Raw genomic sequence first — 19,472 nt, forward strand, 5'->3', positions numbered from 1 at the left:
TTCGAGTGAAAGGGCAGGCATCCTTGTAACCGTCCTCGCGTTGATTGTAATTCCGAGTTGCAAATGTTGTCTGTTTGCAAGCGATCTGTCAAGCTGTAAAGACACGTCAGACCGCAACGGGCGCCTTGATCCCGGGATGCGGGTCGTAGCCCACCACCTCGAAATCCTCGAAGCGGTAGTCGAACAACGAATCCGGCTTGCGCTTGATCTCCAGGCGCGCCAAAGCGCGGGTCTCGCGCGACAGCTGCAGCTCCACCTGCTCCAGGTGGTTCGCATACAGGTGGCAGTCGCCGCCGGTCCAGACAAAGTCGCCGACTTCCAGGCCGGCCTGCTGGGCCATCATGTGGGTCAGGATCGCGTAGGAGGCGATGTTGAAGGGTACGCCCAGGAAGATGTCGGCGCTGCGCTGGTAGAGCTGGCAGGACAGCTTGCCGTCGGCAACGTAGAACTGGAACAGGGCATGGCAGGGCGGCAGCTTCATGTTCGGCACGTCGGCCACGTTCCAGGCCGAGACAATCATGCGGCGCGAGTCCGGATTGTGCCTGATCTGGTCCATCACCTGCGCAATCTGGTCGATGTGCTCGCCGTTGGGCGCCGGCCAGCTGCGCCACTGGTAGCCGTAGATCGGACCCAGATTGCCGTTGGCGTCGGCCCACTCGTCCCAGATCGTGACGCCGTGTTCCTTCAGGTAGGCGATATTGGTCGAGCCCTGGAGGAACCAGAGCAGCTCGTGGATGATGGACTTCAGGTGGACCTTCTTGGTCGTCAGGAGGGGAAAACCCTCCTGCAGGTCGAAGCGCATCTGGTAGCCGAAGACGGACAGGGTGCCGGTGCCGGTGCGGTCCGTCTTGACGGCGCCATGCTCTTTCACATGGCGCATGAATTCGAGGTATTGGCGCATTGCGGGTCTTTCTACAGTAGCCGGCTATTGTAACTCAGACAGCTTGGCCGCGAAGAGGGCCAGGGCGCCGCGCAGGCTGTCGTCGTCCATGGCCGCGAGGTTGTCGCCGACGTAGATCTCGACCAGGCTCGTATCGGGCAGCGCGTTGTGGGCCACGCGGTTGTACATCCAGATGCCGTGTTCAGCGGCCAACTCGTTGCGGATCGCGAGGGCGCGCCCGCGGCCCACGGGCAGGTGAAGATGCAGCATGTTGGCCTGCGGCGCGGCCGGGTTGACGCGGATTTCCGGATGCGCGCGCAGCGCTTCAACCAGGAACTGCGTGCGGCGGAAGTAGTCCGGCATGGCCGCCAGGCGCTGGTCGAACTGCATCGCCGCCGCGACGATATAGGGCGAGCGGTGGATGACATTGCCGCCTTCGCGCCGGAACCATTCCGCGGCGCGGCCGACGAATTCGCGGCTGCCGGCCAGCATCGCGCCGCCCAGCCCGCCGATGCCCTTGTACAGGGACACGTAGACAGAATCGAAGCCGGCCGCGATCTCGGCGGCGCTGCGGCCGTAGCCTGCCTGGGCTTCCCACACACGGGCGCCGTCCATGTGCAGGTGGACGCCGCGCACGCGGCAATGCGCCTTGATCGCCTGCAGTTCGTCCCAACTCGAGAGCTGGCCGCCGATCTCGCGCATCGGGATCTCCAGGCCCACGGCGCCCAGGCGGTCGGGGATGGCTTCCAGGTCGGCGGCAAGCCAGGGACGATGGCGGTCGCCCGCCTGCAGGGCGTGGAAGTGGCCGAGCAGCTGGTAGTTCGAGCGCTCGTGCACGAAGATGTGGGAAGTCGGATGCAGGGCGACCAGGCGGCTGCCGCGGTCTTCCGCGCCGAGGCGCAGGGCGGTCACCTGGGCCATGGTGCCGGTGACGCAGAACACGGCGGCCTCGAAGCCCAGCAGGCGCGCGATCTTGTCCTCGAAGGACTGGATCAGCGCCCCGCTGCCGTACACGTCGTGGTCGATATCGTGCCGCTCGCACCAGGCCGCCATGTCGGCGTAGAGTTCGGCGGGACGGCGCGCGCGGTGCCCCGGGAAGATGGTGTGGCAGCGGCGCAGCAGTTCGGATTCGTTCAAGGCGGGCTCCTGGGACAAGAGCCCGCTACTCTACACCTTGCCCGGTCAGCGGGCCAGTGCGGGCCGGCGCGTCGGCGCCAGGGCGGGTTTGCCCGTCTCGCCGTCGTCCGCCAGGCGGAACTGGCGCACCGAACGCGCCAGCGCATCGGCCTGCTCGTGCATCGCCGTGGCGGCGGCGCTGGCTTCTTCGACCAGGGCCGCGTTCTGCTGGGTCACGGCGTCCATTTCGCCGATCGCGCGGTTGACGTCCTCGATGCCGCGCGTCTGCTCGTGGCCGGCAGCGCTGATGTCGGCCATGATGTCGGTCACGCGGCCCACGCTGGCCAGCACTTCCTGCATGGTCTGGCCGGCTTCGGCCACCAGGCGGCTGCCGGCGTCGACTTCGCCGTTGGAGGCCTCGATCAGGCCCTTGATCTCCTTGGCGGCGGCCGCGCAGCGCTGGGCCAGGCCGCGCACTTCGTTGGCCACGACCGCGAAGCCGCGTCCTTGCTCTCCGGCGCGCGCGGCTTCCACCGCGGCATTCAGCGCCAGGATGTTGGTCTGGAAGGCGATGCCGTCGATGACCCCGGTGATGTCCGAGATCTTGCGCGAGGCCTGGGTGATCGATTCCATGCGCTCGACCACCTGGGCCACGGTGTCGCCGCCTTTCTGGGCGATGCTGGAGGCCTTGCGCGCCAGCTCGTTGGCCTGGTTCGCATGCTCGGCGTTCTGGCGCACGGTGCCGGTCAGGTCGTCCATCGACGAGGCCGTGGTCGCCAGGCTGGCGGCCTGCTCCTCGGTGCGCTGGCACAGGTCGAGGTTGCCGGCCGAGATTTCCTGCGAGGCGTTGGCGATCTGCTCAGCGCCTTCGCGCACCTGGCCCACCACGCTGGACAGGCGGCCGCCGATGGCGTTCATGGCCTGGGTGAGGGCGCCGATCTCGTCGCGGTGCTTGACGGTGGCCTGGGCGGTCAGGTCGCCCTCGGCGATGCGCCTAGCGACTTCCCGGGCCTGGGCGAGCGGGCGCGAGACGCTGCGGCGAATCACGTAGTGCAGCACGCCGGACAGGATGGCGAGGGACACCAGTCCCAGCAGGATGAAGCGCTTGCGCAGGTCGGAAGCGGCGGCAACGATCTCGTCGCGGTAGGTGCCGCCGGCGATCACCCAGTTCCAGTCCTTCACATGGGCGTAGGCCACGAACTTCTCGCGCGGGCTGGTTTCGCCCGGATTCTGCCAGTCGTAGTTGATGGTGCCGTTCTTCGATTCGAGGATCTGCTTGATGAAGGGGCGGCCGTCGGCGGCGCGGCTGTCGAGGATGTTCTGGCCTTCCTTGGCCGGGTGCACCACCAGTTCGCCGTACTGCTTGCCCGGCGCCGCGTTCAGCACGTAGAAGTAGCCGGTGTCGCCGATCTTGATCGAGCGGATGCGCTCCTTGAGCAGCGCCATGTCCTTGCTGATGTCGACGCCCACGTAGAGCGCGCCGACGATCTTGCCGCTGGCGTCGCGCGCCGGCTCGTACTGGGTGATGGTCGGCTTGCCGAACAGGCTGACCATGCCGATGTAGGTCTTGCCTTCGCGCAGGGCCGCGTAGGCGGGGCTGGCGCGGTCCAGGCTGGTGCCCACGGCCCGCGCGCCGTTTTCCTTCTTGACCGAGGTGCTGACGCGCACGAAATCCTCGCCGTCGAGCACGAAGATGGTGGCGTTGCCGCCGGTCTGCTCGGTGAAGGAGTCGGGGGCGCTGAAGTCGAGGTTGAGCGGGTTGCCGTCGAGCTTGAGGCGCGGCACGGTCTTGCCGTCGATGGTGCCGGTGCTCTCGGTGTCGAGCTCCAGGCTGCCCGGCAGCGAGGCGCGGAAGATGTGGCCGAGGCCCACCGCCTGGCCGCTGACGGTCTTGTTGAACAGTTCGACGGTGCTGGTCACGCCCTTGAGCTCGTTGGCGACGCTCTGCGCCGCGCGCTCTTCCAGCATGCGCGAGGTGGACACCGTGATGGCGCCGACCAGGACAGCGATGATGACACTGACGAGGGTGAAGTTGATGGCGCTGATGCGGGTGCCGACGCTCCAGTTGGCAGGATGATATTTGCTGTTTTTCATAGGCGGGCGCGTTGGTCAAGGGAGAAAGGTGACCATTCATCTTAGCGCGCTAAGTTGTCACTGGGCAACTAAAAACAGCGTTCCGGCAGCCGGATTGTGTCACGCAACAACACACATATGGCTTCGATAAGATATTGAACGAGAACGAAAAACGGCGCACCGCGGTGCGCCGGAATTTACAATTGTGGACTTCGCGTACTAGGCAGCTACGGGCGCGTGCAGCTGGAACTGCAGCGCCGCCAGGTTGGCGTAGACCCCGCCCAGCGCCACCAGTTCGGCATGGCTGCCGGATTCGACGATCCGGCCCTCGTCCAGCACCACGATGCGGTCGGCGCGCTGCACCGTCGCCAGGCGGTGGGCGATGATGATGGTGGTGCGGCCCACCATGGCCGCCTCCAGCGCGCGCTGCACCAGGCGTTCGGATTCCGCGTCGAGGGCGCTGGTGGCTTCGTCGAGCAGCAGCAGCGGCGGGTTCTTGAGCAGGGCGCGCGCGATCGCGATGCGCTGCCGCTGGCCGCCCGACAGGCGCACGCCGCGCTCGCCCAGGAAGGACTCGTAGCCTTCCGGCAGGCGCTCGATGAATTCGTGGGCGGCGGCCATCTTCGCGGCCGCGAACACTTCGGCGTCGCTGGCGTCCGGGCGGCCGTAGCGGATGTTCTCGAGCGCGTTGGCCGAGAAGATCACCGTATCCTGGGGCACGATGCCGATCGCACTGCGCAAGGTGTGCAGTTCCAGGTCGCGGATGTCGACGCCGTCCAGGCGGATGCTGCCGGCTTGCGGATCGTAGAAGCGCAGCAGCAGCTGGAACAGGGTTGTCTTGCCGGCGCCGGAGGGGCCGACCACGGCCACCGTCTCGCCGGCGCGGATGTCCAGGTTCAGGTGCGACAGCGCCGCGCTCTCGGGGCGCGAGGGATAGGCGAAGGTGACGTCGGCCAGGCTCAGGCGGGCGCCGTTGGCGGTGCGCGCCGGCAGCGGGCTGGGATGGGCCGGGTTCTGGATGTCGGAACGGGCCGCCAGCAGCTCCAGCAGGCGCTCGGTGGCGCCGGCCGCGCGCTGGGCGTCGCCCATCACTTCCGACAGCGCGCCCACCGAGCCGGCCACCATCGCGGCGTACAGGATGAACTGGCCCAGGTCGCCGCTGGTCATGGTTCCTTGCAGGACGGCGTGGGCGCCCAGCCACAGCACGAAGACGATGGCGCCGAACACCAGCAGGATCGCCAGCATGGTAAGGGTGGCGCGCGCGCGGATGCGGCGGATCGCGGTGCCGAAGGCGTCTTCCACCGAGGCCCCGAAGCGCTTGGCTTCCTGGGCTTCGTGGGTGAAGGCCTGCACGGTCGGCATGGCGTTGAGGATCTCGCCGGCCAGGGCCGAGGCGTCGGCGATGCGGTCCTGGGAATCGCGCGAGAGCTTGCGCACGCGGCGGCCGAACATCACGATCGGCAGCACCACCAGGACCATGAGCCCGAGGATGATGCTGGTCAGCTTGGGACTGGTCACGAACAGCATCACCAGGCCGCCGGCGAACAGCAGGGTGTTGCGCAGCGCCAGCGAGATGCTGGTGCCGACCACGGTCTGGATCAGCGTGGTGTCGGTGGTCAGGCGCGACAGCACCTCGCCGGTGCGGGTGGTCTCGAAGAATTCGGGGCTTTGCTGCACCACGTGGCGGTACACGGCGCTGCGGATGTCGGCGGTGACGCGTTCGCCCAGCCACGAGACGGTGAAGAAGCGCGCGGCGGTGGCGACGGCCAGCAGCGCGGCCAGCCCGAACAGGGCCAGGAAGGTGGCGTCGACGTGTTCGATATTGCTGCTGCCCCCGCTGCCGGCGATGGCGGGCGCGAAGCCCAGGTCGATCATCTGCTTGAAGGCGGCGGGAATGGCCAGGGTGGCGCCGGCTGCGAACAGCAGCGCGATGCCGGCCAGGATGAACTGGCGGCGGTAGGGACGCAGGAAGGGCAGCAGGCCCTTGAGCGTGGCCAGGCTGCCTTTGCGGGACGGGTCGGAATCCGGATTACTGGTGGAACGCTTGGTCATCGTGTCGCTTATTGTTCTCTCAGGTTACAACTTCATCGGCTGCACATAGCCGGTCATCTCCAGGTAGCCCCGCCCCATGCGCTTGCCGTCGCGCAGGATCGTGACCGCGCCTTCCCAGTAGACCGCGCCGGTCGAACGGCGCGAGTCGAGTTCCTGGTCCGGCTGCAGGGGAAGGATCTGCCAGCGGAGCGGCCCGGTCGCCACCAGGGTGCCGATCGGGTACTCCGCCTGGGTGCGGGGCGATTTCCAGCGCGTCTGCGGGGTGAAACTGACCTCGTCGGGCGCGTAGCGCGTCACTTTTCCCGACGCCTCGCGCACGGTCGCGTGCGCCCATAGTTTACCACCTCCCTTGGCGCGGATCTGGAAAGCCATCAGGGCGCCGCCGCCGTCGAGGTTGGCGCCGATCCAGTCCCAGCCCGAAGCGTCCGGCATCAGGGCTTCGCTCGACCATTCGTGATCGAGCCAGGCGCTCCCTTTGACCGCCACCGGCGCCATGCCGGCGCGGCCGGCAGTGCCGCTGACTTCCAGGTGGGGTTCGCTGTAGTAGTAGCTCGCATGCCGGGGGCTCGGACCCTTGCGCGAATAGCCGCCTTCGCCCTGGACCAGCACCGGCTGGGTGGGGCGCAGGCGCAGCTCCAGGTTGAGTTCTCCGGAGCGGATGGTGACGCGGTAGCCGCCTGCGGCGTCGCGCACCATGCGCCAGTCGTCCAGCTTGAGGTCGGTGTTGCCGGTGCGCGCCCAGGCCAGCCCGAAGCCTTCGCGCGCGCTGCGCTGGTCGTGCACCAGGCGGCCGACCGAGGGATCGGACAGGGCGGCATGGCCGATTACCAGCTGGCGCGGGGCGAAGGCGCTGGGATTGTTCGGATCGTGCTCGGTACGGCTGCGGAAGAAGGTCACCTGGAAGCCGAGCGGCTTGCGTTCGGGCGTCTCGAGCCAGCCGGTGACATACCACCACTCGGTGCGGAATTCCGGGTGCGCCCCGTAGTCGCGCGGGAAGGACAGCGCGCTGCCCGGCGTGACGGCGGCGAAGTTCGGCGGGGCGGCGTGGCAGAGCTGGGCCAGGAACAGCATCAGAACAAGGGTGAAGCGCATTTACCAGTCCTCCCTGACTGCGCGCACCGGACCTGCCGAGAGCGCATAACGGCCCGACACCAGCGCGGTGGCGACCGAGGCGGCGACCAGCACGGCAGCGACGCTACCCAGCAGCGGCCAGGGCAGGTGCAGTTGCATGGTCCAATGGAACGATTGCGGATTGACGACGTAGACCAGGATCAGGCTGATCACCAAACCGAGTGCGAAACCGGCGGCCACGCCGAGCATCGTCAGCAGGCCGCCTTCGAAGGCGAGCAGCTTGTACACCTGGCCGCGCGTGACGCCGACGTGGCGCAGCATGCCGAATTCGCGCGCCCGCGCCAGGGTCTGGGCCGAGAAGCTGGCGGCCACGCCGGACAGGCCGATGGCGATCGCGATGGCTTCCAGCAGGTAGGTGACGGCGAAGCTGCGGTCGAAGATCCTGAGGCTCATCTCGCGAATGTCGCCGGGTCGCATCATCTGCAGGAAGGCGCCGAAAGGCAGGGCGCGCACCCCCTGCTCGAGCTGGTCGACAGAAGCGCCGCGCGCGGCCCACAGGGCGGCGTCGGTCACCTCGCCTTCGCCGGTGAGCGCGCGGTAGTCGCCCAAACGCATCACGATGGAACCCGACTGGTTGGCATAGTCGCGCCAGACCCCGGCCACGAAGAACTCCACCGTGGCCCCGCCCAGCGGCACGCGCAGCGTCCCAGCGACGCGGGCTCCGTACAGGTCGAGCATGGCCTCGGAGACCCAGGCGGGGCGCGCGCCGGCCGGCGCGGTGGCGGAATCGCCGACCAGGTAGAGCAGCCGGCCCGGATCGCGGGCATCGATGTCGCGCGCGATCACGACCACCGGCGGGCGCGCCGGGTCGAGCGTGACGCGCCGGGTGCGCAGGAACTGGGCCTGGGCCACGCCCGGCGCGGCGGCCAGGGCGGCCTGCTGTGCGGGACTCAGGAAGCCCGTGTTGCCGCCTGCGGCGGTGCGCACGTAGAGGTCGGCCGGCAGGATGTGGCCCATCCAGTCGTCGACCGACACGCGGAAGCTGGCTACCATGATGCCCATGGCGACCATCAGGCTGAAGCTGGCGAGCACGCCGCCCAGGGCGATCGAGGCCTGGCCGGGCGCGTTGGCCAGGCGGGCAAGCGAGAGCGTCAACACGGGCGGTGCACTGGGCCTGCGCACGACAAGGCGTTCCAGCACGCGGAAAGTCACGGCGGCAAAGCGCGGCATCAGGCCGATGCCGCCGATCAGCAGCAGCGCGATGGCGAAGTAGCCGAACAGCGGCAGTTCGAATACCGGCGGCGCGAAGGCGAAAGCGGCCGCCAGCAGCAGGCACAGGACCGAGGGCCAGACACGCGCCAGCCTGGATAGCGCGCCTTCGTCGGCGCCCGACTTGATGGCGACCGCGGGACGGGCGCGCGCCGCTTCCAGCGCCGGCATGGCGCAGCCCAGCAGGGCGACGCCGAGGCCGAGGGCGAAGAAGACGAAGGCCGCGACGGGCGTAAACTGCACTTGCGGCCGGATGCCGGGGAAGTAGCCGGCGCCCAGGTCGCCGCCGAAGTAATGCAGGGCCGCGGCGGCCAGTCCGTAGCCGGCGGCCACGCCCAGCAGGGCCCCGGCGACGCCCAGGCTGCCGCCTTCGAGCAGCACCTGGCGCAGCAACTGTCCGCGCGCCAAGCCCAGCACGCGCAGCAGCGCGAACTGGCTGCGCCGCCGCATCACCGACAGGGCCTGGGTCGAGAACACCAGGAACGCGCCGGTGAACAGGGCGACCAGGGCCAGCACGGTCAGGTTGACGCGGTAGGCGCGGCTCATGTTGTCGGTGCGGCTGGCCTGGTTCTCGTCGTTCGGCTGGCCGACCGTGTAGCGGTTCGGGAAGTCGCGGTCCAGCTCCGCCGCGAGCTGCCGCTGGAAGGCGGCGCGGTCGACGCCGTCGCGCAGTTTCAGGTCCACGCGCGAGAGCTGGCCCAGACGCTGGAAGCGCCACTGCAGGGCGCCGATGTCCATGACCGCGATGCGCTGGCCGGCGCGGGCGCGCTGGATCGGGCCAGCCACGCGCAAGGCCAGGTCGCCGGTGCCGGCGCGCAGGGTGAGCATATCGCCCGTCTTGAGGCCCAGCCAGGCCTGTGCGGCGGGCGACAGGAATACGGCGTCGTCGGCCAGCACGTCGGTCACGCGGCCTTCCGAGGCCACGCCCACCAGGTCGGGAGCGATGAAGCCGGCCCGGAAGGCGTCGATGCCGATGATGCGCAAGGCGCCTTCGCGGCCGGCGATGCCGGCAGAGACTTCGAGTACGGGAGACGCCACCGCCACCAGCGGATGGCTCGCCAGGCGCGGATAGACGGCTTCGTCGAACAGGGGTTCGCGGCCCGCCACCTGGATGTCGGCCTGGCCGGACAGGCTCTTGACGGCGGCGGAGAATTCGTTGAACGCGGCGGCGTTGATGAGGTGGATGGCGAAACCCATCGCCACCCCGACGGCAATCGCGGCCACCGCCACCAGCGCGCGCACCGGATGGGCGCGCCATTCGCCGAGCAGCAGCCAGCGTGACAGGATCGTCAGGCCGGGCATTCCACCGCCAGGGCCTCGGCCTGGCGCCGCGCCTTGATGCGCGCCGCCTCCAGGGCCGCGCCGGTGCTGCGCCGCGCGTCTTCCTCGGCCCACCACCGCTGATTGAGACGGAGCTTGTCGCAGCGGCGGCGCATGCTAGCGGCTTCGCGGCGCGCGCGTACCGCCTCGCGCTCCTCACGCAGTTCCCTGGTCACGCGCGCCTTCTCAAGTTCCAGCAAGGCGGCGCGGTCCCGCTCCAGGCGCGCCGAAGCGTCGGGATCGGGCGCGGGCGCTTCCGGCACCGCCAGCACGCTCGCCGCATGGCCGCAAGGCCGGTCGCCATAACTGATCCGGCCGCCTTCGCTGCATTTGTAGACGGGGTCCGCCGCCGCGGCGTGGCACACGATGCAGGCGGTCAGGATGGGTAGGTGTCGCAACATGTCGCTCTCCTGGTCAAAGAATTTTGCCAGGGTTCATAATGCCGAGCGGGTCCAGCGCGGCTTTGACGGCACGCATCATGTCCAGTTCGACCGGCGACTTGGTGCGCGCCAGTTCCTCGCGCTTGAGCGCGCCGATGCCGTGTTCCGCCGAGATCGAGCCCCCGAAGCTGGCCACGCTGTCGTGCACGATGCGGTTGACCACGTCCTGGTGCTGGAGGAAGGCGTCGTGGCCGCTGCCGCCCGGAGGCGCCACGTTGTAGTGCAGGTTGCCGTCGCCCAGGTGGCCGAAGGTGACCAGCTGGCAGCCCGGGAAGGCCTGCAGCAGGGCCGCGTCGGTGCGCGCGATGAAGTCCGGGATGCTCGACACCGGCAGCGAGATGTCGTGCTTGATGTTCTTGCCGGCCGCCGCCTGGGCCAGCGGAATGTGCTCGCGCAGTTGCCACAGGCCGAGGGTCTGGGCGCCGGACGTCGCCAGCACCGCGTCGCGCGCGACGCCGCTGTCGAGGGCGGCCCCGACGCTCGATTCCAGCAGCGCGGCTGCATGGTCTTCCGACTCGTTGCTCGACAGTTCCACCAGCGCGTACTGCGGGTAGCGCGCCGCGAAGGGATGGCGCAGCTTGGGAAAATGGGTCTCGACCAGCTGCAGGCAGAAGTCCGACATCAGTTCGAAGCCTGTCAGCGCGGCCCCGCACTGGTCCTGCAGCAGGCCGAGCAAGGTCAGCGCGTGGCGCGGCGATTCGAGCGCGACCAGGGCGCTGAGCGCCGCCTTCGGCTGGGGGTAGAGCTTGAGCACGGCGGCCGTGATGACGCCCAGCGTGCCTTCGGCGCCGATGAACAGGTCGCGCAGGTCGTAGCCGGTATTGTCCTTGCGCAGGCCGCGCAAGCCGTTCCAGATCTCGCCCTGGGCCGTGACCACTTCCAGGCCCAGGCACAGTTCGCGCGTGTTCCCGTAGCGCAGGACGGCGGTGCCGCCGGCATTGGTCGCCAGGTTGCCGCCGATGGTGCAGCTGCCTTCGGCCGCCAGCGACAAGGGGAAGAGCATGCCGGCATTCGAGGCCGCCTGCTGGACGTCGTAGAGGATGCAGCCGGCTTCCACGGTCATGGTGCGGTTGGCGGCATCGACGGCGCGCACGCGGTTCAGGCGCCGCAGGGAGAGCACGATGGCCGATCCGCTGGCGTCCGGCACGCTGCCCAGCACCAGGCCGGTGCGCCCGCCCTGCGGCACGACCGGCGTGCGGCTGGCGGCGCAGGCGCGCACCACGGCGGCGACTTCCTCGGTGTTCGCGGGCAGCGCCACGGCGCGGGGGGGGGGGGGGGGGCGGCCGCGCCAGTCGGTAAGAAAGGGCGCCATGTCGGCCTGCTCGCCGAAGACGTGGGCGTCGCCGACGATGGCGCGGCATTGCGCCAGCAGCGCATCAGTCATGCGGCACTTTGACCTTGTCGAGCAATTCCTTGGCCAGGCGCCGGGCTTCCTTCTTGAACGGGTGCAGGTAGAGCAGGGCGCAGGCGAAGTACACCAGCACCAGCGCCACCTCGCCCATGGCCATGATGCGCGAGGCTTCGAGCTGGTCGGCCCAGGCGCGCACGGCGCCTTCGGCGAAGTACACGAGGATCATCATCGACGACCATTGCAGGGTGTACAGGTCGCGCTTGATGACCCCGCGCAGCGGCAGCAGCAGCGGCAGGGCCTTCAGCGCCAGCAGCCAGCTGCCCGGCTGCAGGGGCGCCACGACGACTTCCCAGGCCACCAGCCAGCCGATCAGCCAGATCAGGCTGGCGATGGCGCCGGTATGGAAGAGTTTTGCGGTATTCATTCAGCGCGTTCCATGCAGTTTGACGGCGGCCTCGGCGAGGCGCCGCCCGAGCGCGACCGAGAGGCTGCGCTCGTCCTCGGTCAGCGCGCGCTTGCCGTCGACGCCGGCCCAGTGGGTCGCGCCGTAGGGGCTGCCGCCGCTGGCGGTGTTCATCAGTTCCGGATGGGTGTAGGGCAAGCCCATCACCAGCATACCGTGGTGCAACAACGGGATCATCATCGAGAGCAGGGTCGCCTCCTGGCCGCCGTGCAGGCTGCCGGTGGAGGTGAACACGACCGCCGGCTTGCCGGACAGCGTGCCGTTGACCCATTCGGTGGCGGTACCGTCGAGGAAGTATTTCATCGCCGAGGCCATGTTGCCGAAGCGGGTGGGGGAACCCAGCGCCAGCCCGGCGCAGTCGGCCAGGTCCTCGAGTTCGACATAGGGCGCGCCGTTCGCCGGAATGTCCGGCTCGGTGGCTTCGGCCACGGTGGAGACCGCGGGCACGGTGCGCAGGCGTGCCTCGGCGCCAGGGATGCTGTCGATGCCCTGGGCGATCAGTTCGGCCAGCTTGCGCGTGGCCCCATGGCGCGAGTAGTACAACACGAGGATGGTCAGGTTCCGGTTCATCGTTGGTATTATAGAATGCTTTGCTGAAATATCACCCCGCACACAGACCAGCGACTATGCTTTCCAGGACCGTCCACCATCTTTCACGAACCACCAGCGGGATGTTCAACGTCAGCGTCGATCGCGTGCGCGGCCTGACCTGGGCGGAGGCGCGCGACCTGGTGCGCTTCGCGCGCCGGCGCCTGACCGAGGAAAAGCTGCCCCAGGTGGCGGGCAGCCTGACCTTCACCACCACCCTGGCCCTGGTACCGCTGCTCACAATCGTCCTGGCCATTTTTACCACGTTTCCGGTCTTCGGTCAGTTGCGCACAGCCCTCGATACCTGGTTCGTGCAGACCCTGATGCCCAAGGCCATCGCCAGCACCATCAGTTCCAACCTGACCCAGTTCGCCAGCAAGGCCAAGGGCCTGTCGGTGGTGGGCGCCGTGGCCCTGCTGTTCACCACGGCGGCGATGATGGGCATGATCGAACGCGCCTTCAACCAGATATGGGGCGTGCGCCGGCCGCGCAAGCTGTCCCAGCGCATCCTGATCTACTGGGCGCTGGTGTCGCTGGGCCCGATGCTGTTCGGCCTGTCGCTGACCGCCACTTCGCAGCTGTTCAGCGTGACCAAGGCCGTGCCTTTCGTCGGCGCGCTGTTCTATACCCTGGTGTCGGTGGCCTTGACGACCGGCGCTTACACCTTGCTCTACATCACAGTGCCGAACCGCTCGGTCGACTGGCGCGACGCCGTCTGGGGCGGGCTGGCCGCGGCGATCGCCTTCGAAGTCGCCAAGCGCGTCTTCGCCCTGTTCATCAGCAAGTTCCCGACCTACGCCATCATCTACGGCGCGCTGGCGGCCTTGCCGCTGTTCCTGATCTGGATGTACGTGTCCTGGCTGATCACCCTGGTCGGCGCTGTCCTGACGGCGGCGCTGCCGGTGGTCAAGTACGAACGCTGGTGGTACCAGCCGGCGCCCGGCAGCGCCTTTGTCGACGCCATGGCGGTGCTGAAGGTGCTGTACGGCAGCTCTCAGGTGACCGGCACGGCCCTGGTGTCGAGTGCGACGATCCGCGCGCATACGCGGATCGGCTACGACGAGATGGGCATGCTGCTGGAGAAGATGGTGGCGGCCGGCTGGGTCGGGCGGGTACAGGACGACCTGTCTGCCCGCACGCGCTGGGGACGTGGGGTGCGCGAGAACGCGGACAACTGGGTGCTCCTGATCGATCCGTGCAAGCTGCGCGTGGCCGATGTCTACCGCCTGTTCGTGTTCGACCACAGCGGCGCCGAGGCGGTCAAGCGCGACGAACCCCAGCCGGATACGCCGCTGGCGGTCGATACCGTGCAGCTCGCCCGGCAGGTGGAACAGGCCGTCGAACAGGGCCTGGACCAGACCCTGGACCAGCACTTCCAGGCAACTACCAGCTGAGCTTGCCTGTCAGCATCTGCCAGTACATCACCCAGTCGGCCCGGAACGAATACCAGGGGTAGTCGAAGGTGGCCGGCCGGTTCTTTTCGAAGAAGAAATGGCCGATCCAGGCCCCGCCGTAGCCGGAGACGAAGGCGAACAGCAGCCACCACCAGTTCATGCTGTCGATGAACTGGGCGATGGCCGCGATCGCCGACGAGGTGCCGAAGAAATGCGCCCGCCTGCAGCGCCGGTCTTCGTGCTGGCTCAGGTAGTAGGGATAGAACTCCGCGAAGCTGGCGAAGCGTGCGCGTGCAGGGGCGGTCATGGCGGGGTCTCCTCGTTCCTTTTCAGGTCGCGTAGGCGGAGGCCGCAAACCCGGCGAGTGCGTCCAGCACCGCATCGGGCGCTTCGGTCATCAGGGAGTGGCCGGCTTCCACGGTGACGATTTTGCCATGCTTGACTGCGCCGGTCAGCAGTTTCGCGGAACGCGCCGGCGTCATCATGTCCTTGCTGCCCAGGATGAACAGGGCCGGGCAGGCGATGCCGGCGGCCGCCGCTTCGCCGTTGGCGTAGTTGTTGCAGGCGGCGAAGTCCGTGTAGAAAAGCTGCTCGGGGTTGCGCGCCGACATGCGCTGCATCAGGCGGCGCGCGCCGCCCATCACCGAGAAGCCGGGGCCGGGGCAGGATGGCTTGTGCGCCATCGACGAGTGCGAAAAGATGTTGACCATGTCGATCGCCGCCTCCTCGTTGCTGCGCGAAGTTTCGAGCAGGGCCTCGGACACCTTCATCGGATAGGCCGTGCCCAGCAGGGCCAGGCCGGCGGCCTTTGCCGGCGCACGGTGCGCCGCTTCCAGCGCGATCAGCGAACCCATGCTGTGGCCGCCCAGGATGGCCCGCTGCACGCCGGCGGCGTCGAGGAGGGCCAGCAGCCAGTCGGCCATGGCCTCCACGCTGGTCAGGGCCGGGCCGGCGCTGCGGCCGTGGCCGGGGAGGTCCGGGACCAGCACCGCGTGGCCGTGGTGGGCCAGGTAGCGGCTCTGCAGTCCCCACACGGAATGGTCGTTCTGGGCGCCGTGCACCAGAACGATGGCGGGCAGGGCGGCATCGAACACCTTGCCGCCGGTGTAGCAGTAGGCCTGCTTGCCTTGTACGTCGAGCAGCATCTCAGGCTCCTTTCTGGGCCAGCTTCAGGCCGCGCTTGAGGTCTTCGATCAGGTCGGCCGGATCTTCCAGGCCCACCGACAGGCGCATCGTCCCCTCGGTGATGCCGGAGGCGGCCAGCTGTTCGGCCGGCACGCGGAAGTGGGTGGTGGAAGCCGGATGGATGACCAGCGACTTGGCGTCGCCCACGTTGGCCAGGTGCGAGAACAGCTGCAGGCCGTCCGCGAAACGGCGGCCAGCGGCGCGGTCGCCCTTCAGGTTGAAGGTGAACACGGCGCCGCAACCTTTCGGCAGCAGGCGCTGGGCCAGCGCGTGGTCCGGGTGGCTGTCGAGCTCGGGATACGACACCGACTCGACCATCGGGTGCGACAGCAGGAACTCGACCACGCGGCGGGTGTTGGCGACATGGCGGTCCATGCGCAGGCCCAGGGTCTCGATGCCCTGCAGGATGGCGAAGGCGTTGTGCGGGCTCATGGCCGCGCCGAAGTCGCGCAGGCCCTCCCGGCGCGCGCGCAGGGCGAAGGCGCCGACCGTCGATTCCTCGGCGAACACCATGCCGTGGAAACCGTCATAGGGTTCGCACAGCTCCGGGAAGCGTCCGCTGCGCTCGTGCGCGGCTTGCCAGTCGAAGGTGCCGCCATCCACCAGCAATCCGCCGATGGCGGTGCCGTGGCCGCACAGGAACTTGGTAGCGGAGTGGAACAGCAGGTCGGCGCCCAGGTCGAAGGGGCGCTGCAAATAAGGCGTGGTGAAGGTCGCATCGACCATCAGCGGCAGGTCGTGCTCGTGGGCGATGGCGGCAATCGCCGGGATGTCGAGCACGTCAAGGCCCGGGTTGCCCAGGGTTTCGCCGAACAGGATCCTGGTAGTTGGCCGGATCGCGGCGCGCCAGGCGTCCAGGTCGCGCGGATCGACGAAGGTGGTCTCGATGCCGAAGCGTTTCAGGGTGTAGGACAGCAGGTTGTGCGAGCCGCCGTACAGGGCGCGCGAGGCGACGATGTGCGATCCGGCGCCGGCGATGGTCGCCAGGCCCAGGTGCATCGCGGCCTGGCCGCTGGCCGTGGCGATGCCCGCCACGCCGCCTTCGAGCGCGGCGATGCGCTCTTCCAGCACGGCATTGGTCGGATTCGAGATGCGCGAATAAACATGGCCGGCGCGCTCCATGTTGAACAGCGCCGCGGCATGGTCGGAGTCGCGGAAGGCGAACGAGGACGTGAAGTGGATCGGGGTGGCACGCGCGCCGGTGGCCGGGTCGGCCGTGGCGCCCGCGTGCAGGGAGAGGGTGTCGAAACCAGGATATTGGGGACCGCGCGGACCGCTCATCGCTTGAACTCATCGGGAGTGAAGATGGCGGGCATCCTAGCATTTATTTAATTTTGCGCAACTAGTTGTCTATGCGTGCTGGCGCTTCGCTGGATTTTTTGACTGGCATCAGCTACAGTCGGAGTTATGCCTTATACAAAAGTATCTTCTAGCGCTCTTCTCAACGAAACCGGGGTGGCCAACATGAAAGTCTCCGAGATCCTGCAGGTCAAGGGTGAGGTCCTGTACACCGTAGCGCCCGACACGCCGCTGGTCGACGCGGCAACCACGATGTCCGAGAAGGACATCGGTTCGCTGGTCGTGATGGAATACGGCGATCTGGTCGGCATGCTGACCTTCCGCGAAGTGATCAAGGCGCTGCGCGAAAACGGCGGCTCCCTGGGCGCGGGCACCGTGCGCAGGCACATGGACGACAGCCCGATCACCGTCACGCCGGACACCGAAGTCAACGAGGTGCGCCGCATCATGCTGGAGAAGCATGCGCGCTACCTGCCGGTGATGAATGCCCGCACCCTGCTGGGCGTGATCTCGTTCTACGACGTGGCCAAGGCCGTGCTGGAAGCCCAGAGCTTCGAGAACCGCATGCTCAAGGCCTACATCCGCGACTGGCCGGCCGAAGAAACCGCCACGGATTAAGCGTCGAGCTCGGGTTGGCGGCTGTGCCGCCGGTCCTGTATCAAGCAGCGCGATTCGGCGCCTGCTGTTTCAGCCATGCCTGGAGATCTTCCGGGCTGAGCGGCCGCGAGAACAGGTAACCCTGCGCCAACGGGCACCCCAGCTGGCGCAGGATCTGCGCCTGGCGCTCGTCCTCCACCCCTTCCGCGATCACCGACAAGCCCAGGTTGCGTCCCAGCTGCACCACCATCTCGGCGATGCTGCTGCCGCGCGCCGAGCCCGTGATCTCGGTGACGAAGGCGCGGTCGATCTTGAGCCGGTCCACCTGCAGGCGCTGCAGGTGCGACAGGGACGAGAAGCCGGTGCCGAAATCGTCGATCGCGATCGACACCCCGGTGCGCTTGACCTGGGCCAGCTTTTCCACCAGCAGGGCCGGTTCTTCCATGGCCATCGATTCCGTGATCTCGAGTTCGATGAACTCGGGCGGCGCGCCGGTATCCTCCAGAGCGCGGCCCAGCATCTCGAGGAAGTGCGGATGGCGGAACTGGACCTGGGACACGTTCACCGACATCGTGAAGTCCAGGTGCCCGGCCTGGCGCAGGCGCATCAGCTCCGCGCAGGCCTGGCGCAGCACCCATTCCCCGATCTCGACGATCAGGCCGGAATATTCGGCGATCGGAATGAAACGGTCCGGCGGCACCAGGCGGCCGTCATCAAGCCGCCAGCGCAGCAGCGCCTCGGCGCCGAAGGGGCGGTTGGCGCCCAGGTCGACCTGGGGCTGGTAGGCCAGGAACAGCTGGCCGTGCTGGAAGCCGCTGCGCAGCGCGTGCATCATGCGCACCCGCTCGCGGATCTCGACCCCCATGCTGCGCGAGAAATAGAAATGGCCGGCGCGCTGCTGCGACTTGGCGCGCTTGAGGGCGATGTCGGCATCCTTGAGCGCGTCCGCGCCGCTGCCGTCATGCTCGCCCAGGCGCACCAGGCCCAGGGTGGCCGACACCTGCACGTCCTGGCCGTCGATCTGGAAGGGTTCGCGGAACAGTGCCTGGATCGGCGCCGGCTGGACCGCCGCGGCGTCGCCCAGCACGCAGAAGATGTCGCCGCCGATGCGCGCCACCTGCAGCCCCGCGTCCAGGCGCGATTTCAGGCGCCGCCCGACCGCGACCAGCAGCAGGTCGCCGAACAGGTGGCCGAGCGCGTCGTTGATTTCCGCAAAGTGGTCGAGGTCGACCAGGGCCAGGATCGCCTGGCCCCGTTCCGGCGCGGCCAGGGTGGCGTCGATCAGCTCCACCATGCGGGTGCGGTTGGGCAGGCAGGTGAGGGGATCGTGGAAGGCGGCCTGGTTCAGGCGGCTCACCAGTTCGACGTTGTCGAGACTGACCGCCACCAGGCCGGCGAAGACCTGCAGCAGGCGCTGCTCGGTGTCGCCGATGCTGCGGTCGAGCGGCACGCAGGCCACGAAATCGCGCCCCGTCTTGCCGGGGAAGTACAGGGTCAGCAGGCCGTCGTCGACCATGCCGCGGCGCGTGACCATGGTGCGTTCGATGGCGAGGGCCAGGTGGCCGCCGCGCTGTCCGCCGAGCTCGCGGCCGTCGAGGTGGCGGCAGGCGCCGCTCGCGGCCACCGCGTGCAGCACGTCGGGGTGGGCATGGCCGGTTTCGCGCACGCACAGCACGCCTTCCGGCGGCTGGCCGAGCAGGCGCCCGAGCTGCTCGAGGATGCCGACCGCGACGTCGCGCACGCCGTGCAGCGCCATCAGCTCGGCGCCGGCGGCGACGATGCGCTCCAGCCCCAGGCGGTTCTCGTCCAGCGCGCGGATCTGCTGGTAGGAGCGGATCGCGGCCGCGACCGTCGTGTACAGCTTGGTGCGGGTCAGCTCGGACTTGGTGCGGTAATCGTTGATGTCGTAGCCGCGGATGGCGTCCATCTCGGGTGCGTAGCCGGGCTGGCCGGTGCGCAGGATGATGCGGACATCCGTCAGGCCGAGTTCGTGGCGGATGCGGCGCACCAGCGCCAGGCCGGCGTCGGCGCTTTCCATCACCACGTCGAGCAGCACGACGGCGATGTCGGGTTCGCGGCGCAGCAATTCGAAGGCCTCGGCCGCCGAATAGGCGTGCAGGAAGCTCAGCGGCCGGCCCTGCATCTCCACATTGTCCAGCGCGAAGGTCGTGGTCGAGTGCACGTCGGCATCGTCGTCCACCACCAGGATGCGCCAGGCGGCACGGGGAGCGCTTGCCGAACCGTCGTCCGCCTCGTCGGCGAAAACGAGGTCGTCATGGCTCATGGGCACGTCCTTCAAGGCGCCCGAAGGCGTCATCGATGCGGGCATGTATTACTTCTCCAGGTTGCTCGGCATGTGATCGGGCCAGTATAA

16 protein-coding genes are annotated in these 19,472 nt (G+C 68.3%); 2 read left to right on the forward strand and 14 right to left on the reverse strand.

Translation table 11 applies throughout. The features are described from left to right. Positions 1-106 precede the first annotated feature (106 nt). The 10 genes from J8847_RS00240 to wrbA form a co-directional block, all read right to left on the reverse strand. The gene (locus tag J8847_RS00240; protein WP_211522682.1) at positions 107-901 is read right to left on the reverse strand and encodes a thymidylate synthase; all 795 of its coding nucleotides are present in this window, start codon (positions 899-901) and stop codon (positions 107-109) included. 24 nt (positions 902-925) lie between these two features. Then, a complete protein-coding gene (locus tag J8847_RS00245; RefSeq protein WP_211522683.1) occupies positions 926-2,017 on the reverse strand; it encodes a low specificity L-threonine aldolase in 1,092 nt (363 codons plus the stop codon). 45 nt (positions 2,018-2,062) lie between these two features. After that, positions 2,063-4,090 carry a methyl-accepting chemotaxis protein gene (locus J8847_RS00250; RefSeq protein WP_211522684.1) on the reverse strand — a complete coding sequence of 676 codons (2,028 nt, stop codon included), beginning with the start codon at positions 4,088-4,090 and terminating at the stop codon, positions 2,063-2,065. Positions 4,091-4,288: 198 nt separating this feature from the next. Next, positions 4,289-6,121, reverse strand: coding sequence for an ABC transporter transmembrane domain-containing protein (locus J8847_RS00255; protein ID WP_211522685.1), 1,833 nt, complete (start codon positions 6,119-6,121; stop codon positions 4,289-4,291). A 24-nt stretch (positions 6,122-6,145) separates the two neighbouring features. Further along, positions 6,146-7,213 carry a lipocalin-like domain-containing protein gene (locus J8847_RS00260; protein ID WP_211522686.1) on the reverse strand — a complete coding sequence of 356 codons (1,068 nt, stop codon included), beginning with the start codon at positions 7,211-7,213 and terminating at the stop codon, positions 6,146-6,148. Next, positions 7,214-9,763, reverse strand: coding sequence for an FtsX-like permease family protein (locus J8847_RS00265; RefSeq protein WP_211522687.1), 2,550 nt, complete (start codon positions 9,761-9,763; stop codon positions 7,214-7,216). Continuing rightward, positions 9,751-10,182, reverse strand: a complete 432-nt coding sequence (locus tag J8847_RS00270; RefSeq protein ID WP_211522688.1) for a DUF4124 domain-containing protein — start codon at positions 10,180-10,182, stop codon at positions 9,751-9,753. The genes J8847_RS00265 and J8847_RS00270 overlap by 13 nt, the downstream gene beginning before the upstream one ends. A gap of 13 nt (positions 10,183-10,195) precedes the next feature. Then, positions 10,196-11,605, reverse strand: a complete 1,410-nt coding sequence (locus J8847_RS00275) for an FAD-binding oxidoreductase (protein WP_211522689.1) — start codon at positions 11,603-11,605, stop codon at positions 10,196-10,198. Next, the gene (locus J8847_RS00280) at positions 11,598-11,996 is read right to left on the reverse strand and encodes a DUF2069 domain-containing protein (protein WP_211522690.1); all 399 of its coding nucleotides are present in this window, start codon (positions 11,994-11,996) and stop codon (positions 11,598-11,600) included. Before J8847_RS00280 ends, J8847_RS00275 begins: the two co-directional genes overlap by 8 nt. Then, complete coding sequence (gene wrbA, locus J8847_RS00285; RefSeq protein ID WP_211522691.1) at positions 11,997-12,605, reverse strand: NAD(P)H:quinone oxidoreductase; 609 nt, start codon at positions 12,603-12,605, stop codon at positions 11,997-11,999. A 101-nt stretch (positions 12,606-12,706) separates the two neighbouring features. On the opposite strand from wrbA, the gene J8847_RS00290 reads away from it, so the two are divergent. Next, positions 12,707-14,017: a YihY family inner membrane protein gene (locus J8847_RS00290; RefSeq protein WP_211522864.1), complete on the forward strand. Its 1,311-nt coding sequence runs from the start codon at positions 12,707-12,709 to the stop codon at positions 14,015-14,017. Here J8847_RS00290 and J8847_RS00295 read toward each other — a convergent pair. Genes J8847_RS00295 through J8847_RS00305 form a run of 3 tightly spaced genes read right to left on the reverse strand, consistent with a single transcriptional unit; the run spans position 14,007 to position 16,483 of the window. Further along, positions 14,007-14,324 carry a DUF962 domain-containing protein gene (locus tag J8847_RS00295; RefSeq protein WP_211522692.1) on the reverse strand — a complete coding sequence of 106 codons (318 nt, stop codon included), beginning with the start codon at positions 14,322-14,324 and terminating at the stop codon, positions 14,007-14,009. The genes J8847_RS00290 and J8847_RS00295 overlap by 11 nt on opposite strands. A gap of 22 nt (positions 14,325-14,346) precedes the next feature. Next, positions 14,347-15,162, reverse strand: coding sequence for an alpha/beta fold hydrolase (locus tag J8847_RS00300; protein ID WP_211522693.1), 816 nt, complete (start codon positions 15,160-15,162; stop codon positions 14,347-14,349). A gap of 1 nt (position 15,163) precedes the next feature. Next, complete coding sequence (locus tag J8847_RS00305) at positions 15,164-16,483, reverse strand: O-acetylhomoserine aminocarboxypropyltransferase (protein ID WP_211522694.1); 1,320 nt, start codon at positions 16,481-16,483, stop codon at positions 15,164-15,166. A gap of 183 nt (positions 16,484-16,666) precedes the next feature. Between J8847_RS00305 and J8847_RS00310 the strand changes: the two genes are divergently transcribed. Continuing rightward, positions 16,667-17,119 carry a CBS domain-containing protein gene (locus J8847_RS00310; protein WP_211522865.1) on the forward strand — a complete coding sequence of 151 codons (453 nt, stop codon included), beginning with the start codon at positions 16,667-16,669 and terminating at the stop codon, positions 17,117-17,119. Positions 17,120-17,159: 40 nt separating this feature from the next. On the opposite strand, the gene J8847_RS00315 is transcribed toward J8847_RS00310, so the two are convergent. Then, positions 17,160-19,427: a bifunctional diguanylate cyclase/phosphodiesterase gene (locus J8847_RS00315; protein WP_211522695.1), complete on the reverse strand. Its 2,268-nt coding sequence runs from the start codon at positions 19,425-19,427 to the stop codon at positions 17,160-17,162. Positions 19,428-19,472: the final 45 nt, after the last annotated feature.

Source organism: Massilia sp. AB1 (assembly GCF_018119385.1).
Taxonomy (GTDB): Bacteria; Pseudomonadota; Gammaproteobacteria; order Burkholderiales; family Burkholderiaceae_D; genus Telluria.

Excerpts from the sequence above, each read along its gene's own strand:
- J8847_RS00240 (WP_211522682.1), bottom strand. The coding sequence starts at position 901 with ATGCGCCAATACCTCGAATTCATGCGCCATGTGAAAGAGCATGGCGCC.
- J8847_RS00250 (WP_211522684.1), bottom strand. The coding sequence starts at position 4,090 with ATGAAAAACAGCAAATATCATCCTGCCAACTGGAGCGTCGGCACCCGC.
- J8847_RS00255 (WP_211522685.1), bottom strand. The coding sequence starts at position 6,121 with ATGACCAAGCGTTCCACCAGTAATCCGGATTCCGACCCGTCCCGCAAA.
- J8847_RS00260 (WP_211522686.1), bottom strand. The coding sequence starts at position 7,213 with ATGCGCTTCACCCTTGTTCTGATGCTGTTCCTGGCCCAGCTCTGCCAC.
- J8847_RS00265 (WP_211522687.1), bottom strand. The coding sequence starts at position 9,763 with ATGCCCGGCCTGACGATCCTGTCACGCTGGCTGCTGCTCGGCGAATGG.
- J8847_RS00270 (WP_211522688.1), bottom strand. The coding sequence starts at position 10,182 with ATGTTGCGACACCTACCCATCCTGACCGCCTGCATCGTGTGCCACGCC.
- J8847_RS00275 (WP_211522689.1), bottom strand. The coding sequence starts at position 11,605 with ATGACTGATGCGCTGCTGGCGCAATGCCGCGCCATCGTCGGCGACGCC.
- J8847_RS00280 (WP_211522690.1), bottom strand. The coding sequence starts at position 11,996 with ATGAATACCGCAAAACTCTTCCATACCGGCGCCATCGCCAGCCTGATC.
- wrbA (WP_211522691.1), bottom strand. The coding sequence starts at position 12,605 with ATGAACCGGAACCTGACCATCCTCGTGTTGTACTACTCGCGCCATGGG.
- J8847_RS00290 (WP_211522864.1), top strand. The coding sequence starts at position 12,707 with ATGTTCAACGTCAGCGTCGATCGCGTGCGCGGCCTGACCTGGGCGGAG.
- J8847_RS00295 (WP_211522692.1), bottom strand. The coding sequence starts at position 14,324 with ATGACCGCCCCTGCACGCGCACGCTTCGCCAGCTTCGCGGAGTTCTAT.
- J8847_RS00300 (WP_211522693.1), bottom strand. The coding sequence starts at position 15,162 with ATGCTGCTCGACGTACAAGGCAAGCAGGCCTACTGCTACACCGGCGGC.
- J8847_RS00305 (WP_211522694.1), bottom strand. The coding sequence starts at position 16,483 with ATGAGCGGTCCGCGCGGTCCCCAATATCCTGGTTTCGACACCCTCTCC.
- J8847_RS00310 (WP_211522865.1), top strand. The coding sequence starts at position 16,667 with ATGAAAGTCTCCGAGATCCTGCAGGTCAAGGGTGAGGTCCTGTACACC.
- J8847_RS00315 (WP_211522695.1), bottom strand. The coding sequence starts at position 19,427 with ATGCCCGCATCGATGACGCCTTCGGGCGCCTTGAAGGACGTGCCCATG.